At 34.7% G+C, this 17,498-nt stretch carries 10 protein-coding genes; 2 read left to right on the forward strand and 8 right to left on the reverse strand.

All coding sequences use genetic code 11. The features are described 5' to 3' along the window. Positions 1-143: 143 nt before the first annotated feature. The 5 genes from Q9Q97_RS19990 to Q9Q97_RS20010 all read right to left on the reverse strand — a co-directional run bounded on the left by Q9Q97_RS19990 (position 144) and on the right by Q9Q97_RS20010 (position 10,607). On the reverse strand, positions 144-1,886 hold the full coding sequence (locus Q9Q97_RS19990; RefSeq protein ID WP_306160350.1) for a RagB/SusD family nutrient uptake outer membrane protein: 1,743 nt from the start codon (positions 1,884-1,886) through the stop codon (positions 144-146). 17 nt (positions 1,887-1,903) lie between these two features. Beyond that, complete coding sequence (locus Q9Q97_RS19995) at positions 1,904-4,873, reverse strand: TonB-dependent receptor (RefSeq protein WP_306160354.1); 2,970 nt, start codon at positions 4,871-4,873, stop codon at positions 1,904-1,906. Between the two features lie 175 nt (positions 4,874-5,048). Beyond that, positions 5,049-8,744, reverse strand: coding sequence for a two-component regulator propeller domain-containing protein (locus tag Q9Q97_RS20000; RefSeq protein ID WP_306160355.1), 3,696 nt, complete (start codon positions 8,742-8,744; stop codon positions 5,049-5,051). Positions 8,745-8,932: 188 nt separating this feature from the next. After that, positions 8,933-9,334 carry a ribonuclease E inhibitor RraB gene (locus Q9Q97_RS20005; RefSeq protein WP_306160357.1) on the reverse strand — a complete coding sequence of 134 codons (402 nt, stop codon included), beginning with the start codon at positions 9,332-9,334 and terminating at the stop codon, positions 8,933-8,935. A 55-nt stretch (positions 9,335-9,389) separates the two neighbouring features. After that, complete coding sequence (locus Q9Q97_RS20010) at positions 9,390-10,607, reverse strand: AraC family transcriptional regulator (RefSeq protein WP_306160359.1); 1,218 nt, start codon at positions 10,605-10,607, stop codon at positions 9,390-9,392. Positions 10,608-10,824: 217 nt separating this feature from the next. Here Q9Q97_RS20010 and Q9Q97_RS20015 point away from each other — a divergent pair, with 217 nt between their 5' ends. Together Q9Q97_RS20015 and Q9Q97_RS20020 are read left to right on the forward strand one after the other, a co-directional pair. After that, positions 10,825-13,728, forward strand: a complete 2,904-nt coding sequence (locus Q9Q97_RS20015) for a TonB-dependent receptor (protein ID WP_306160361.1) — start codon at positions 10,825-10,827, stop codon at positions 13,726-13,728. A 28-nt stretch (positions 13,729-13,756) separates the two neighbouring features. Beyond that, entirely contained in the window at positions 13,757-14,572 is an 816-nt protein-coding gene (locus Q9Q97_RS20020; RefSeq protein ID WP_306160363.1) for a tyrosine-protein phosphatase, read from the forward strand. A 71-nt stretch (positions 14,573-14,643) separates the two neighbouring features. Here the strand turns inward: Q9Q97_RS20020 and Q9Q97_RS20025 are convergent, their stop codons facing one another. The 3 genes from Q9Q97_RS20025 to Q9Q97_RS20035 form a co-directional block, all read right to left on the reverse strand. Continuing rightward, a complete protein-coding gene (locus Q9Q97_RS20025) occupies positions 14,644-15,651 on the reverse strand; it encodes a VOC family protein (RefSeq protein ID WP_306160365.1) in 1,008 nt (335 codons plus the stop codon). 223 nt (positions 15,652-15,874) lie between these two features. Further along, on the reverse strand, positions 15,875-16,732 hold the full coding sequence (locus tag Q9Q97_RS20030) for an SDR family oxidoreductase (RefSeq protein ID WP_306160367.1): 858 nt from the start codon (positions 16,730-16,732) through the stop codon (positions 15,875-15,877). Positions 16,733-16,897: 165 nt separating this feature from the next. Then, the gene (locus Q9Q97_RS20035; protein WP_306160369.1) at positions 16,898-17,476 is read right to left on the reverse strand and encodes a Crp/Fnr family transcriptional regulator; all 579 of its coding nucleotides are present in this window, start codon (positions 17,474-17,476) and stop codon (positions 16,898-16,900) included. Between the last annotated feature and the right edge of the window lie 22 nt (positions 17,477-17,498).

Below are 17,498 nucleotides of genomic sequence, written 5' to 3' on the forward strand. Positions count from 1 at the left end.
GAATAAACTTTTCAAATGCATAATAAAACAGGGCTTTTTTATCAGCCCTGTTTAAACAACTAACACAAAAAAGACTGCTATTTTTAGGTACAGTATAAATAAACTGCAGTCTTTAATTCAATATAAAAAAACAAAAACTTAAACTAGTATCCTTCGTTCTGAACTAGATATCCTGGCGTATTTGAAGCTCCGTCAATTGCTTTTTGAGGAATCGGGAACAATCTTTTCTTTACATCAGTATCTGTTTTTTCTGTCCATTTATCTTCAAAATGGCTGAAACGAATTTGAGTATTTCTTCTCAAACCTTCCCAGTAAAATTCAAAACCATATTCTCTATACAAAATATCTAAATTGATTGCAGGAAGTGCAGCAGGAATTGGAGCACGAGCCGTTCTTGACGTTCTAACCGTATTCATATCTGCTAATGCACCTGCGTTATCGCCTTTTCTAAGTTTAGCTTCAGCACGCATCATCAAGATTTCAGCATATCTTAGCAAAACCATATCTACACTACTAAAGTTATTTCCGTCTGGAGACGTGTGGCTAAATTGGTATTTAGATACTCTATAACCAGAATAGTGCATACTTCCTTCTTTTGTAAAATCAACTTTAAGCGTCAAGTTAACATAGCCCACATTTTTATCTGGTCCGTTTCCTTTAATTTGTTTAACTGGGTAGATTCTGTAACCCGTATCACATTTGTAAAACGCTCCGTTAGCATCTTTTCTAGCAGCCCACGGAATACCTCTCATAATTCCTCTGTCGATTTCAAAGTCTTCTGCTTTAACACAGTAGTAATGGTTCTCATCATTTAAAGGACTAAATCCTGTAAGATCTTTTAAGTTAGCAGGCACTTTTGCGTTGTTTTTATAAAACCTGGCATCAGCATCTGCAGGGTCTACAGATCCGTAAGCATCAACCCAAGTTTGATAAAAATCAGATGTAATAGCTGGTCCGTCAGTTCCGTCAGCATCAATTTTTTCAGGTCTTGGAAACATTGAGCCAGGAATTGACCAATAAGCCCAACGATTGTGTTCTTCTTTAATAACACCACGCTGATCTAATGCAAAAATGACTTCTTTATTTGTATTGTTATTATCATCAAATAAATCAAAATATTCAGGAGATAAACTGAATTTACCTGAGTTCACAATATTATCGGTGTATTTGATTACTTTATCCATATCTGCTGGAGCAAATGATGGCGTACCATAAGGATCACGATAAACAGCTGCATTCAAATACAATCTAGAAAGAAGTCCCCAAACTGCAGCTTGCGTCATTCTTCCAGGCCCTTTATCTTTATTGATTACATCAGCAACAGCTAATAAATCGCTTTCAATATAACTAACAGCATCTGCGCCACGAATTATTTCTGAGTTTACTTTAGATGATTCTTTTTTAAATACAATTCCCCAGTTATCTAAGGTCATCATGTTTAAGTAAGCTCTTAAAGCTTTCATTTCATAAAGAGCTCCCTGCGCTTCTGTATTTCCAGCTTCTGCAAGAGGAGTCAATACTTCAATTGCTGTTAATGTTCTAGAAAGATTTATGGTTACTTCATTCCAAGTACTTGATACCAAATCATTTGTAGGGGTCGTTGTATGTGCGTGAACTGCTAAATATTTACCGCCATCATACCAGTCTGTACCACCTCTGTAAGGCAAAATACCTTCATCACTAGCAATTAACTGTAAACCAAAATTGTTTGTATGTATCCAAGTTGATTTTAATTGACCATAAGCTGGAGCAATGGCTCCGTTAACCGCCTCTGCTTGTCCTATTCCGTTTAAAGATTCATCTAATACTTTTTCTTCTAAGTCTGTACAACTCCAAGTAAATAATAAACTGAATGCAATGGCTCCTACTATTATTTTATTTTTCATGTTATATTATTTTTTTATTAAAATGCCACATTTAGACCAAATACAATGGTTCTCGCTCTTGGATAACTGAAATAGTCAATACCAAAAGACTGAATTTCTCCAACAGAAGTACCTGTATTTAATTCTGGATCATAACCGCTGTATCTTGTAATTACAAATAGGTTTTGTCCTGTTACAGAAAGACGAATGTTATCCATTACATCTCCTAATCCAATTAATCTCGGACTTAAATTATATCCTAGTGTAGCATTGTTTAATCTTAAGAAACCTCCATCTTCTAAATATCTTGTAGAAACCGTATTAGAGTTTGTAGATGCTTCATTTAAATATTGTGTAGCTCTGTCTGTAGTATTAAAAGAGTTAGCCAAATTTCCTCTGTTGAATGATGACATTGCAACGTGGTTGTAAATTTTATTACCTCCTACACCATTAAAATTAGCTCCGAAATCAAAGTTTTTATATCTTAAATTCAAATAGAAAGCATAGATATAATCTGGTAAAGCGCTTCCTGCAACTATACGGTCATCATCAAGAATTTTTCCGTCTCCATTTGTATCAGCAAACTGATTTAAACCGTCAGGACCAATTCCTGTAAAGTCAAGCATATAGAATGAACCAATTGGCTGATTGTTAATGATACCATTAATAGTTGCTCCAGATTGTCCGCCTCCTTGCGCACCTCCAGTTGTCAATATTTTATAAGCAGAATTTTCTACTCTGTTTTTTGTAAAAGAGATGTTACCTCCAATGCTATAAGAGAAATCACGGCTTCTATCGCTGCTGTAATCTAAAGCTACCTCAATACCATTGTTTTTAATTTCCATATTAGGAATATTGGTATAATACATCGGTACAGGCTGAATAGGATCTGTCGGTGCAATTTGAAGCAATAGTTTACTTGAAACTTTGTTAAAATAATCAACAGTACCTGATAATCTATTATTAAATAAACTAAAATCAAGACCTACGTTTGTTTGTGTTGAAACCTCCCACTGAATATCTGGATTAGCCAAACGTGTAAAGATTGTTCCGTATGGATAACTTGCTAAATCTACAGCAGACGGATCAAGCGGATAGGTATTGTTTCCTGAATTACTTTCTGTATAACTTGCTTTAGTAATCTTAGAAGGAATTTCCTGAGATCCAGTTTGTCCCCAGCTCGCTCTTAACTTAAGGTTGTTTAATGTTTGAGAGTCTTTTAAAAATTCTTCTTTTGTAATATTCCATCCTAAGGCAACAGATGGGAAGTATCCGTATCTGTTATTTTCTCCAAATTTAGAAGAACCGTCAGCACGCATAGTAGCAGTAAGAAGATATTTATTGTCATAAGCGTAGTTTAATCTTCCGAAGAAAGACTGCAACTCATTTTCTACAGCAGATGAAGATTTGCTCACAAGCTCACTTGCTGCTCCAATCTGATTTTTTGGTTCAACACCATTATTAGGAAAACCTCTAAAGTTGTAATTCTTTTGATTTACTTGGATTTTTTGATAAGATTGACCTGCAAGAACTGTAAAACTATGCGCTTTTTTATTAAAATTATACGTTAATGTATTTTCGTATAAAACGTTATTATTATTAGTCGCAATATTATTTACAGTACCCAAAGTTGTATTAGTAGCAGATGCGTACGGTAAAACTTGAATATCTCTTTCTGACATGGAGTAATCTACACCAAGATTGAATTTATACGTTAATCCTTTTACAAATTCAAATGATGGAGAAATATTTGCCAAAATACGATTGTTGGTTGTTTCATCAGAATATAAGCTCTGACTGATCATCGGATTTAAAATATCATTGCTTAAATTAACATTTGGCTGTCCGTTAACATAAACTGCATCCGTAGGATTCATTGTCAACATATTTCCAACTACACTTCTAGCATCTGGTCTTGAGTTGTCCAGTTTAGTTGCTGTCATGTTAAAAGCAATATTAAATTTATCATTAAGTGCTTTCTGATTTAAATTTAAACGTCCTGTATAACGCTTTAAATCACTATTCTGTAAAACACCTTGCTGGCTATCTGCACCTAATGAAGCGGCATAAGTAGATTTGTCTGTTCCTCCGCTCATAGATAAATTAAGATTTTGAGAAACACCAGTTCTTGTCAATTCATCTTGCCAGTCTGTATTTGCTCCACCGTCAAGTAAAGTTCCGTTTACAGCTGCAACACTTCTTCTAAATTCATCAGCACTAAAAACATCTACTTTATTTGCCAAAGTCGAAATTCCTGTAGTCATAGAAAGATCAATTTTAGTCTGTCCTTTTGATCCTTTTTTAGTTGTAATTACAATTACTCCATTAGCCGCTCTCGAACCGTAAATTGCAGATGCAGATGCATCTTTAAGAACTTCGATACTTTCGATATCCTGCGGATTAATAAAGTTCATTGGGTTAGAAGCTACTCCTGTTGTAGAATTGTCTAATGCAAATCCGTCAACTACATAAAGTGGTGTAGTTCCCGAACGTAAACTTCCTGCTCCACGAATAATAATATCTTGAGCTGCACCAGGCTCACCACTTGCTGCAACAACGTTAACTCCGGCAACTTTACCCTGAATCAATTGTCCTGCATTAGATACGACTCCTTTGTTAAAATTTTCGCTTTTTACAGAACCAATTGCTCCTGTAACATCAGATTTCTTTTGAGAACCGTAACCTACAACTACCACTTCATTAAGAGTACTCACCTCTTCTGCTAATGAAACAGTTAATTTTTGAGTTCCAGAAAAAGAAACCTCTTTCTTTTGGAATCCTACGTAAGAAAAAACTAAAACACCTGAGTTTTGCTGTGATTTAATTACAAATTTTCCATCAAAATCAGTTGTCACAGCTCCTCTTGGTTCTCCTTTAATAAATACAGAGACTCCAGGAACTGGTATTTTTTCAACATCAGAAACTACAGCTCCCGATACATTTACTTGTGCATAGGAATATGACATACATCCTAAAACAAGAATTAAAAATGCATAAATTTTTTTCATTTAAAATACTTTTTTTGTTTTGCCAAAAGTATCTTAACGATCCCTCCAAGAGGAGGATTTTTGTTTTTCAAAAGAGGACTTTTAATTCAATTTAGGATATAATTAACATCAAAAAAGGGGTGTTTTTGCTCATTAACTTTACCCTAACTTTCTGTAAATACAGTCCTAACAAAACCTAGAGAGATAACTCCTTATATTCTTTCGGACTTTTTCCAAAATACTTCTTAAAAGAGCGTCCAAAATATTTCGGATCATTGTAACCGCACTCAAAACTGATTTCCGAAATGTTCAATTTCTTCGTTTTAAGCAACATTTCTGCTTTCTGAAGGCGAAGTGACATTAAAATATCTGACGGAGACTGATTTAAAGTTTCTTTAAATAAGCGATAGCATTTTACTCGTGAAATTCCTAATTCGTCTGCCAACAATTCTACATTAAATATAGGATTCTGCAATTGCTTTCTAATAATTTCTAAAGCCCTTTTCAAAAGTTTTTCATTTGCAGTAATATGTTCATTGTCTTCTGTCAAAATCTCAAATATTTTCTGCTGAATTTTATATTCTCGTACCGGTTCTTGATTCTGGTCGATCAAGCTGTCTATTTTTTTCTTTATGAATGAAGCGCGAGCAGGAAGTTTAATATGCGTATCAATGCCTAATTCTAATAACTGTTCGTCAAGTTCATAATTGATATCTTCAGAAATATAAATCAGCGGAATTTTTACATTTGTATTTTCTTTATTTGATTTTAAAAAGTGAAGCAATTCTTTGGAGAATTCTGCCTGATAAAAAACGATAGCCGAAATTTCACTGTGTTTAATTACGGCGTTTAGATTAGAAACCGAATTTTCAAACATTAAGTTATAATTTTCGCTTTCTAAAACCTGATTTGCAGCAGGATTATTATATTCGTCACTAAAAACCAAAAGACATTTTTTATCTTCAGAAAATTGCTCCTGAGAATTGAAATTTTTCCACGAAATGGTTTCTTTTAAACTTAAATCTTCTTCTACAGCTTGTATCGGAATACGCAAAACTGCCTTGAAATGCTCTTCTGACGAATACAGCACTTCTCCTTCTAAATCTTGCAATAAAACCTGCAATGCTCTAAAATATGGACTGTAATGTGAAATATTGTACCAGTTGTTTTTTAAAATAACACTATCAGAAGTGGTTTTGATTTCCAGATAATTTTTTTCATAGCCAATCGTAATTTTCAAAGTGCTGTCTTTATCTGAATATTTGCTTAAATCATTAAAAAAATATTGAAGCGAGAGTTTTAAACGAAGCAAATCTACAGCCGCGAAATAATCTTGATTCGTTATTTCGCAATTGAAATTCACTTGATTTATTTGAAGGTCTTTTTTCAATTTCTCGACATTATTTTTTAATACCGGAAATAAATTTGTCGCCGTCTTTTTTAAAGGTCCAAGTTCTTTTACATGTTCCAAGTAATTCCATTCTGATATTAAATTGACCAATTTTCCAGACTGAATCGTTAAGTCTTTGTGCGCTTCTGTATCTTTTTTAAATGAACTTGAAATTTTAATTATTTGCGAAATGGGTTCTTGAAATTCAGCCAGCATAAAAGTTTTAAATTTCTCGATTTCAAAATTTTCGTTTTTTAAATTGCTGTGCAGAATCAAGAGTTTTTCTTTCTGCTCTACTATTTTCTTATTCTTCTGATCCAGTTCATTGTTAATCTCTTCCAGATTTTTTTTCTGATTTTCAATAACTGTCGTTCGCGCTTTTACGAGATCTTCCAGATACTTTTGCTGAGAAAGAACCGCTTTGTTTTTGACATACATAACCACCACACAAACAATAAGCACAAAACCAATTAAAAAAACATAAAACAATCCCGATTCATAAAACGCTGCACCAATTTGCAGTTCAAAAAAGACAGGTTCAACAGTTCCATTTTTTCCTTGTTTTATTAAAAACCGATGTTTGCCAGACGATAAATCGGTATACTCAATTTTATTGTTTGGAGGCAATAAAACCCAGTCGTCATCTTCTCCTTCTAGTTTGTAATAGATATTCGCTTTTTTATTTCTTGGAAATAAAATTGGTATTACTTCTATTTCCAATTCATTATTGCTAAAACTCTTTTCAATGGTTTTCAAATAATTTTCGTTACCATCTATTTTCAGTTTTATTTTGGCTTGAGCATTATCACAATAAATAGTGCTTGGATTAAAATAATTCAGTCCGCCAACTCCTCCAAAAAACATATTTCCTTTAGAATCCTGATAATAAGCTCCTTCAGAAAATTCGGGAGCCTGCCATCCATACGACGGATTATAAGAATCAACATTGTAGCTTTTTTTATGAATAGAAGCAATTCCTTTTGTAGTGCTGACCCAAATTTTATCACCGTTATCAATAAGCCCATAAACCATGTGGCTCGGAAGTCCGTCATTCTCAGTAAAATTTTTTATTAGCCCCTTTTTTTTATTAAAAATACTCACACCACCAAGAGAAGCAATCCAGTAATTATCGGTTTGTTTGTCAACAAAAACAGAATAAATGCTATTGCCTAAAATTCCATCTTTTGCAGTAATATTTCTTAAAGTACCTGTATTTAAATCAAAAACAATTACCCCACTGTTTTCTGTTGCCAATATAAGATTCTGATTGTTTTTTCTAACACATCTGATGTGGTATTTATTTAGCAACTCCTGCCCTTTAAATTTTTCAAATTTTCCTGACAGCAAATTAAATTTTGCCAGACCTCCCCAACAGCCCATCCAAATCTGTTTGTTCTGGTCTTCGCACATCGAGTAACATCTGGCAATAGACAAACCTGGGATACCGCTATTCTCGTAACTTGTATAGCTATTGTCTTTAATTCGCAAAATACCTTTGTACGTTCCTGCCCAAACTGTTCCGTCGCTTGCCGTAAACAAAGTTCTAATACGCTCCCAATCGGGAACAGACGCAGCCTGATTAATTTTAAATTTTTCGAAAAAACCATTTCCTTCATTAAGATAGTAAAGACCTCTCGTGTAGAATCCGAGCCAGATTTTGCCTTTGGCGTCTTTGGTAACGGCTCTGATGGTTTCGGCTGGCAGATTGGGCTGTTTGACAGGATGCGGCGCGATCAAGTTTATTTTTTCAGAACCAGTGTATGCCATGCTTAAACCTCCGTCTTTTAACCCGAGCCAAATATTTCCGAAATCATCTTCATGAAGCGCTTCTATTTCATTGCTTTTAAAAGAATACGGCGAATATAAATCGGACGTAAAATGCTTTATATTTTCTTCGGAGTCATTTGTAATGATATAAATTCCATTTTCGCGCGTAGCAAACCAAATATTACCCTCTTTATCTTTTAAAATATCGTTGATGGTCAGTCTCGGATATTTTCTTAGCAGTATATTTTTAAGATTGGTAAAATCGGTTGATCTTACTTTGTTATAAGCAATTACAGAAAAAGAGTTGTTTTTAAATTCGTAATAACCATCCTTGGTCTGAACCACTATATTTCCTTTTTCAGACAAATGAATATCTTTCGGAATACTTTTAAATTTGAAATTTCTAAACTCGTGTTGTCCTAAATACTGATTGATATGCCCTTCTTTTGTAATGAGCCAAATAGTACCCGCAGCATCTTTTTCTAATTTGGTAACGTAGTTGCTAGAAATCGTTTTATCGTTATTTTGGTCGTTTTTATAAATCTTGAAATTATAACCATCAAAGTAGTTTAGACCATCCCAAGTAGCAATCCATAAGCCTCCGTTGCTGTCATTTTCTACATCATTTACCGAGTTGTTGGACAACCCTTGATTTGTTGTAAAATTTTCGAACTTAATCTGCTGTCCAAAGGCGAATACATTAAAAATAAAGAAGAAAAATAAAGACCTGATCATTGTGTAGTAATTTAACCCACAAGTATACAATCGCAAGGTAAATGGAATATAAAGCGTAGGTTAAGTTAAAAAGATGGCGGTAAATATATCCTAAAACTTATAAGAATTAGATAAATAATATTTTGCCATATAACTAAAAAGCCAGAAATAGTTCTGGCTTTTTAATTTTTTAGAATAAATTGAAATCATTATTTCTGAGGGACAATCGTCCAAGAATCAAATTTGCAATCGTGTTTGTATCCTAGTTCGCACATTTCCGTAACCCATTGACTTAATGACTCATGCATCATCTTAATCTCTGTAGTCTTCCCAGAAATTACAAATAAATTTTTATCCTGTTGTGCGGCTTCATAGTTTACAATGTAACTCTTGCTATGCAATTCTTTTTTCAATTCCTGTGCTTTTTCAAGCGTGTCCGAATTAAAAAAATAATCAATTTTCAATTCATCTTCTTCTTCTACTGCAGCATCTCTCAAACTAACAAGTGATTCTGTTGCAAGTCTCAAATGTCTTAAAAGATTGGTGTCAAAATCATTTTCAGAAACTAGACGTTTCTGTTTTTTAGGCTTCAAAAAACTTAAAATTTCCATTATATGGTTTGTTATTTAGATTACTTGTTTTGGCAGTTCTGATGTTATGCTTTTGTTATGCTTTCTCCATTTCTTTAGTGAGCGAACTCAGATATTCAGTTGGAGTATTGGTGGTAATTTCTTTGAAATAGCGATTAAAAGACGATTTTGAATTAAAACCTGCCTCATAAGCCACTTCTAGAATATTGACGTTTTTGTTATGCTTGGATAACTGGTTCAATTTGTCTTTTACATATTGAATTCTATATTCATTTACAAACGTATAAAATGGCTTATTTACAAAATGGTTCAAGGTTTCGCTTACGTGATATTTCTTCTGGTTCGTAAGCTGAGAAAGTTTATCGATTGTGAGTTCGCTGTCTGTAAAGTGCTTTTCTGACTCCATTGCAGCTTCGAGCTTCAATAATATTTTGAACATTTCTTTTTCACGAAGCACTTCTTTTCGCTTTTGCGCTGCCGGACGTTCTTTTTTCGAAATCACTATCGTATTAGATAATGGCGGCGTTTTAAATAAGCTTAAGGCATCGGTTTGAACTTCAGATGGCGCTGTAATTTCTGCAACCGCAAAGTTTACTTCTTGAAATACAATTTCTTCTTGAATAGGATCTTCAGAAGGCTCGATAGAAACAGTGTATTTATGAGTGATGATTCTGATTACAATACAAATCAGTAAAGCATAAACAACGCTTCGGCTGATGTAGCTTAAAGAAAATGCATTAGGCAAAAAGATGGTTAGAAATGAACCAATGCAACCAATTAAAAGAAAAAGTGAAGCAACCTGTATAATCAGGTTTCTTTCCATGCAATTTGGTGATAGTTTTTTCACCGCTGTATAGATTATAAAGCACGAAAAAATAATATCTGACGAAAGCAAAACGTACAGCGTAACCGTATTATACCAATATAAAAACTGATGTCCTTTTGGAGATCCCGCTGCTAAAACGCAAATTGTAGAAAAATAAGCAATAGCGCCAAGTATTAAAGGAATAAACAAATACCATCTTGAAGAAGGTATAAATTCTGGATTAAGCGTTTTCCGCAAATACAGATACAAAAGCGGAATATAAGAAAAACCGATAAAGGTATTCAGCATATTCAGCACTTGCTGATCTTCTATAAAATTAAAAATGTAAAATTTGATCGAAAGATGAAGTCCGATACAAATTACTAATGAAATCAATAAATCATCAGCATGGGTTCTGTATCTGCTTCTTAAAAGTAAAACTACGGCTAGTAAAGCCTGAAATATTCCTATGGCAATTATATATTTCATCTGAAATCTTTGTGCTAAAGTACTTTCATGGAGTTAACTAAATGTTTACAAATTGCAAAAAAATCAGTTCGTAACAATTTAATAACAATCCCAAATCCCTTTAAAAACAAGACTTTAGACAAAAACACAAAAATTGATACTGCTGTTAAGTACTTATAAATCTATAGGGTCGCGACAAAGTATTTTTCGCAACAAATTTGCCAAAAAAAACACAACCATGTTACTGAAAAACTCTTGCAAATTTAAACTCAATCAAAAGCAGGTATTCAAAAAAATACTTTTTACCCTGCTGCTTACAACAGGCGCTATACTGTCTGGAAATGCTCAGACCATTAAAGGAATCGTTACCAGCGATACCGGTACATTACCGACTGCGAATATTACTGGAAAAAGTTTTCAAAATTCGACCATATCAGATATTCAAGGAGCTTTTACCTTGACTGCTCCACTGATAGGTGAAGTTACAATCGAAATCAGCTATATTGGTTTCGAGACAAAATCAATTACTTTAAACTTGGTAAAAGGAATCAACGATATTGGTTTAATTCAAATGTCGCCAGACGGTTCAAGCACATTAAAAGAAATTGTTGTGTCTGGAACAATGGCGCCATCTCAAGCAAAAGCGTATAGCATTAAAAAGAATTCGCTTGCGATTATGGACGTTATGGCTGCCGATGCGATTGGTAAATTACCAGACCGTAATGCTGCCGAAGCGGTACAGCGTATGCAAGGTGTGGCCGTTGCGAGATATCACGGTGAGGCCGATCAGGCTACGGTAAGAGGAACTCCTTTTGCTTGGACTTCTACTTTATTTAACGGAAATCGTTTGCCAAGCTCCAATGTTATGGGAAACCGTTCGTCTGTATTGGATGCCGTTCCATCAGAAATGATTCAATATGTGCAAGTTGCGAAAGCTATTACACCAGATATGGAAGGCGATGCAATTGGAGGATCGATTAACTTTATTACTCGTACTGCACCTTCAAAACGTACCTTAAACGTAAGTGCTGCGGGAGGTTATAACACTTTTAGCGAAAATGGAACGTATAATGGTTCTATTACTTACGGAGATCGTTTCTTCAACAATAAATTAGGCGTAATTGTTTCTGGAGCGATCTGGAGCAGACAATGGGGATCTGATGAATTTGCAGCCACTTACAATACTGGTGCTGCAACGGAACAGCAGAAAAGATCTCTAAATACGGTTCTTTTTAAACGTTATATGGGAGAACGCGAAACCAAAGGATTAAATGTGGGTGCAGAATACAAAATTACACCTGCCGATAAAATATTCTTTAGAGGAATGGCGAATAAATTTGACGATATACGCCCAGTATATGAATCTTATATTGATTATACGAATTCGCGTTTTCAATACAATTACAGATATTCTCATTACCAAACGGCGCTAAACGGATTTGAAGTTGGTGGAGAACATCAGATGAGCGAAAAATTCAAACTGGATTGGAGTTACAGCAATCATAAATCAGATTATTATTTGGATACGCCTCCTACTTCTGTAAACAAAGGTCTTCCAATTGCTACTTTCCGCCAGAAAATTACAGGTGGTTTCAATGATCTTTCAAGCGATGGAAAGCGTTACTGGGGCTTTGATTCTCCAAACGGTGTCGGTGGAACGGTTGACAATTTTGAAACCGGAATTGCTAATCCAAATGAAGTGATGGATCCGTCTAAATTATTGCTAAACCAATTGGTTATTGCACAATTAAATAACAGCGAAAGAGACCAAATCGGACAAATCAATTTAAAAGTTGAAGCTAGTTCTAAAGTAAATCTGAAGTTTGGTGCAAAATACCGTCACAAAGACAGAACAAACACCTACGGATCAAATTATGTGTACTTGCCAGCTGCTGCGGTTGGAATTCCAAATTCACCAGCTTTGGTTCCGTTATCGAATCTGCAGACAACTAGTTTCCCAAGCGGAAGCAAATTCTTTGGAAACATGAATGGAGATTTCAGCCAGTTCGTCGTAAATCCGTTAACTAAAGATCAGTTGTTTGCTATGTTTGGACAGCCTTTTCAAACGGCTAACGGCATAATGGATTTTACGTCTAAAACTAATGCAACTGCTTTTTATACGGGCGACGAAAGTGTAATTGCAAGTTATGCGATGGCCGAAATAGATGCAACTGAGAATTTTAAAATCGTTACAGGTATTAGAAATGAATATACAGATATGACATTAAACGGAACAAAAGCAACTACAGAAGGAACTCCGGCTGTTGTAACCTTAAGTCCGTCAAAGGTTGAAAATGATTATAACGCGTTTCTTCCGATGTTGCATTTAAAATATAAATTGAGCGATAAATCTAATCTTCGTGCCGCTTATACACGCTCATTTGTACGTCCAAATTTTGGAGATATGACACCAGGAAGTTCGACCAATACCACTTCTTCACCAATGACTATTACACAGGGAAATCCTGATCTAAAACCAACATTCAGCAACAATTTTGATTTGATGGGAGAATACTTCTTCGACAATGTTGGACTACTTTCTGGAGGCGCTTTCTATAAAAATATTACTGATGTTGTTTTTACAGATGTAAGCATGCAGAATATTGACGGTGAAGATTACTTAGTAACTCAGGCAAAAAACCTAAACAAAGCTACTTTATTCGGTTTTGAAGCTGGAATCAACAAAAGATTCGATTTCCTTAACGGATTCTGGAGCGGCTTTGGAATAGAATTCAACTATACTTTTATTGACTCTAAAACGGAAGTGCCAAGAATTACCGCAACTGGTATTGAAAATGATAAAACAGGTCTGCCAAACCAATCTAAAAACTTATTTAATGCGATTCTTTTTTACGAAAGAAATGGTTTAATGGTGCGTCTTGCAGGTAATTACCGCGGAAATTCTGTAGAAAGCATCAATCAGCAATTAGGCCCAGATTATTACATCTGGACAGATTCCAACTTTACTGTTGACGCCTCTGCAACCTACAGCATTACTAAAAGACTGAAAGTTTTTCTTGAGTTGAACAACTTAACCGATTCTCCAGTAAAAATGTATATGGGGAAAGAAAAACGCCGCGTTACTTCTCAAGAATGGTACGGAAGCCGTGGACAAGCAGGACTTCGATATGATATTTTCTAAAATAATAAACACAAATAAATTCAACAAAATGAAAAAAGCAATAATCACAATGGCAGTTTTGGCACCACTAGTTGCCTCTGCTCAACTTACAGATAGCATTAAAAGATTAGTCCCTGTAAAAGGAACCGTAAATTTTAGAGATGTAGGCGGTTACAAAACTATGGATGGAAAACAGGTTGCGTGGGGAAAAGTATATAGAAGCGCAGGAATTGATAAATTGACAGATACCGATTTAGCAATATTAGACAAGAAAAAAATTCACACCGTAATTGATTTTCGAGGTGTTGCCGAAGCTAAAGCAGCTCCAGATCATTTGCCAAAAAATACAGATTACACTTTAAGTCCAGCAGGAAGTGACAGTCTTCCTAATCCGGCGCAAATGGTTAAGTTTTTGAAAGAAGGCAACTTTCTGGAAAAATTCTATGGCGTTGATGCTGTAAAATATAGTGGAGACAGATTTAGACCTTTGTTTGTGAAACTTTTAACTGCTGATAAAAAAGAAGCTGTAATGTACCACTGTACAGGTGGACGTGATCGTACGGGAATGGCAACTGCTTTATTCTTGTATATTTTGCAGGTTCCTCAAGAAACGATTGAAGCCGATTATGTTGCTTCTAATGTTTATTTGAAACCAATGAATAAAAAAATGTTAGCACCTTTGGCTAAAATGAGCGGTATGACAGAACAGGAAGTAGAAAATTCAATGTCATTGAAACCAGAGCTTATCCGTGCTTTTTTTAACGGACTAAAAAACCAATACGGAAGCATTGAAAATTTCCTTCAGCAGGAAATGGGTATTGGTACAAAAGAAATTGCCTTATTAAGAAAAAAATATACTGTGTAGTTGTTTCGTGTTTTATTTTCAAAGAAAAAGCTGTCCGATTTGGACAGCTTTTCGTTTATAGAGAAAATTGCTTATTCTTTTTCAGACACAAAAACATATAGTTTTTGCACTTTTCCATTTTCGATCACAAACAAATCCATACCGCTAACAACTGCTGGTTTCGATTTTGAACCAAATTGCCAATACAAGCGAATTATATTATGATTCGTTTCAATTGATTTTGCAGTAAATCTAAATTCAGGATTTTTGGTCTGAAGTTCTACAATAAATTTACTGATATCATTAATTCCTTCAGCAATAAAATGACGATCGACCATTTCTACATCAGATGCGTAAACTTGATTTAATAAAACGTTACGTTTTGCTTCGTCTTTTTCATTCCAGATTTTAAGGTGATTTTCTACTATTGCTGTATTCTTTTTAGCATCAAAATCATCTGCTGTAACTTTTTTTACTGCTTTATTTTTCGGTGACCATAAGATTGTTTTCGGATTCGATTTTTCATATCCTTTTCCGTTTGGATACGAAACCAGTTCCATTTTAGAACCCCAAGGCGTTTCAAAATACACCCAAGATTCCCCAGCAGTATCTCCCGATGGCATTGTAAAAGGTTCGCCCAATACTTTTACGCCTTTGCTTTTTAAATATTGCACCGCTGCATGAATATCATTTACATAAAATGCAATGTGTGATGCGCCGATATCATCGGTATTTGGCTGTGTTTTGCTTCCTTTATTGTCCGCATATTCAAATACTTCTATACTCGCTCCGTTTCCTGCATTTATCATTTTTATCGTAACAGCACCCGTTTTCGGATTAATATGATTTAATTCTTTCCAAGCATCATCCAACGGAATTGGTCCTAATTGTGTTACAGGTTTAAACCCGAGTACATCGTCAAAAAATGGTATCGCTTTATTGAGATCAGGAACATTAATTCCCACATGATCGATTCCCACTATTCCAGCATTATTTTGAGCCACAGTCTTTTCAGAAGCAGAAAAAAGAATTAATAAGTTAAGCATTGCTGCTGCTGAAGTCTGTACTTTTTTATTTGATTTTTTATGAGTTGTTTTCATGATTATTGTAAATGTTTGAATAAATTATCTAATGTTTTATTGTTGATATTCTAACACATAGAAACATAGCTTATGCAAGCTTAAAAAGGCATTTCATTTGCATAAACAAACATAGCTATGTGTGAGAAACGAGTTTCTTTTCATCTTCTTTTCAGATAAAGAAAAAACTATGTTTCTATGTGTTAAAAATTAAACTTTGTCTAATTATTGAATGTTTCAGAAATTAATTAGTGTAAGCGGCTAGCCATTTAGCTTTGATATTGGCACGAGCTTCAATAAATTCTTTATCGGTTCCTTGAGCGATGGCATCTAATGGAAAACGCAAAGGTCTCTCTCCTTTTTTCATGTTTACCAATTCTAAAATACCATCTGCAATAGTCTGTGGATTCATAGCGAACTGCGCCATTTTACCAAATAATGCAGTTCCTAATGCATTGAATTTGTCTGTTGCTGCTTCTCCATATTGCTCGATAATTTCTGTTTTATCGGCATGAATACCCGCTTTTGATCCGTTATTCATTTCTGTTGGATAAACTCCCGGCTGAATACTTACGTTTTCAATTCCGTACTCTGCTAATTCATCTTGCAATCCTTCTGTAAAACTTTCTACGACAAGTTTAGAAGCGATGTACGGAATCATAAAAGGCAATGTGTGTCCGCTTGCTCCTGTTGTAATATTGATAACAAGACCACTTTTTTCTTTTCTCATAGAAGGAAGAACTGCCTGATACATACGAAGCACGCTGTAAACGTTTACATCGAACATTTTACGAACCTGATCAACAGAATAGCCTTCAAGCAGACCAAAACCACTTACTGCAGCATTATTGATCAGAACATCAATTTTTCCGTATTTAGCAATTACTTTTTCGATTGCAACCTTAACTGATGCATCTTCTGTAATATCAATATCTACAACTTCAATATTTTCTATTGCTCCTAATTCTTTTGCTGCAGCAGCATTTTTATCGTTTGTGTTGCGCATTCCTGCAATTACGGAGTGGCCTGCGTTTGCTAATGTGATAGCGGTAAGTTTTCCAAAGCCTGTACTTGTTCCTGTAATAAAAATTGTTTTTGACATGATTTCTAATATTTTAATTGTTTATAATGTTTGTTTCTTTTGAACATTACAAAGTTGCGCAGAATGCAAAACCTGCACATTGATTAGAAATAAGTAAAAACTTGATCTAGATCAAGAGTTTGAAAAGGGCATAAAAAAAGGAGCTTTTAAAGCTCCTGATATGGTTTATTTTTTAGCGGTCTGTTTTCGAATACGGCTTAGCGTTTCTGGTGTCATGCCCAAATAAGAGGCAATCATAGTCTGAGGAATTCTAGACGCAAAGCCTGGATATTTATTGACAAAATTTAAATACTTTTCTTCGGCTGTTAAAGTTAGTGAAGCCTGAATTCTATTCTGAGCTGCTATAAAGCTTCTTTGCAAAATAGTATTGACCATATTATTAAACGCTGGAATTTCTCTGCAAAGCATTTCAAAATTTTCATGAGTAAAAAGTACAAGCTCTGTATCTTCAATGGCATCAATATTAAAACGGGATGGCTGCTGCATCATTAAGCTCTCACGATCTCCTGTCCACCAATTTTCTATACTGAAACTATTAACATGTTCGCCTCCTTTTTCATCCACTGTATAAGTCCTTACGCAGCCTTGAGTAATGAATGCGTCATATTTCCAGACATCTCCTTCCTGTAGAAGATACTGCCTTTTTCGAAGTTTTTTTATAATGGCAAATGACCGAATGCGTTCAGATTCTTCCTGAGTCAGCTCAGTTTTATCTTCTAGATACTTTTGGAATATTTCATACATAGATTGTAAAATTATATAAAAG

The sequence above is a fragment of the Flavobacterium sp. DG2-3 genome (assembly GCF_030730925.1).
GTDB lineage: Bacteria > Bacteroidota > Bacteroidia > Flavobacteriales > Flavobacteriaceae > Flavobacterium.

Coding starts and splice junctions, on each gene's coding strand:
- Q9Q97_RS20035 (WP_306160369.1), bottom strand. CDS start 17,476: ATGTATGAAATATTCCAAAAGTATCTAGAAGATAAAACTGAGCTGACT.
- Q9Q97_RS20010 (WP_306160359.1), bottom strand. CDS start 10,607: ATGAAATATATAATTGCCATAGGAATATTTCAGGCTTTACTAGCCGTA.
- Q9Q97_RS20000 (WP_306160355.1), bottom strand. CDS start 8,744: ATGATCAGGTCTTTATTTTTCTTCTTTATTTTTAATGTATTCGCCTTT.
- Q9Q97_RS20025 (WP_306160365.1), bottom strand. CDS start 15,651: ATGAAAACAACTCATAAAAAATCAAATAAAAAAGTACAGACTTCAGCA.
- Q9Q97_RS19990 (WP_306160350.1), bottom strand. CDS start 1,886: ATGAAAAATAAAATAATAGTAGGAGCCATTGCATTCAGTTTATTATTT.
- Q9Q97_RS20030 (WP_306160367.1), bottom strand. CDS start 16,732: ATGTCAAAAACAATTTTTATTACAGGAACAAGTACAGGCTTTGGAAAA.
- Q9Q97_RS20005 (WP_306160357.1), bottom strand. CDS start 9,334: ATGGAAATTTTAAGTTTTTTGAAGCCTAAAAAACAGAAACGTCTAGTT.
- Q9Q97_RS20020 (WP_306160363.1), top strand. CDS start 13,757: ATGAAAAAAGCAATAATCACAATGGCAGTTTTGGCACCACTAGTTGCC.
- Q9Q97_RS20015 (WP_306160361.1), top strand. CDS start 10,825: ATGTTACTGAAAAACTCTTGCAAATTTAAACTCAATCAAAAGCAGGTA.
- Q9Q97_RS19995 (WP_306160354.1), bottom strand. CDS start 4,873: ATGAAAAAAATTTATGCATTTTTAATTCTTGTTTTAGGATGTATGTCA.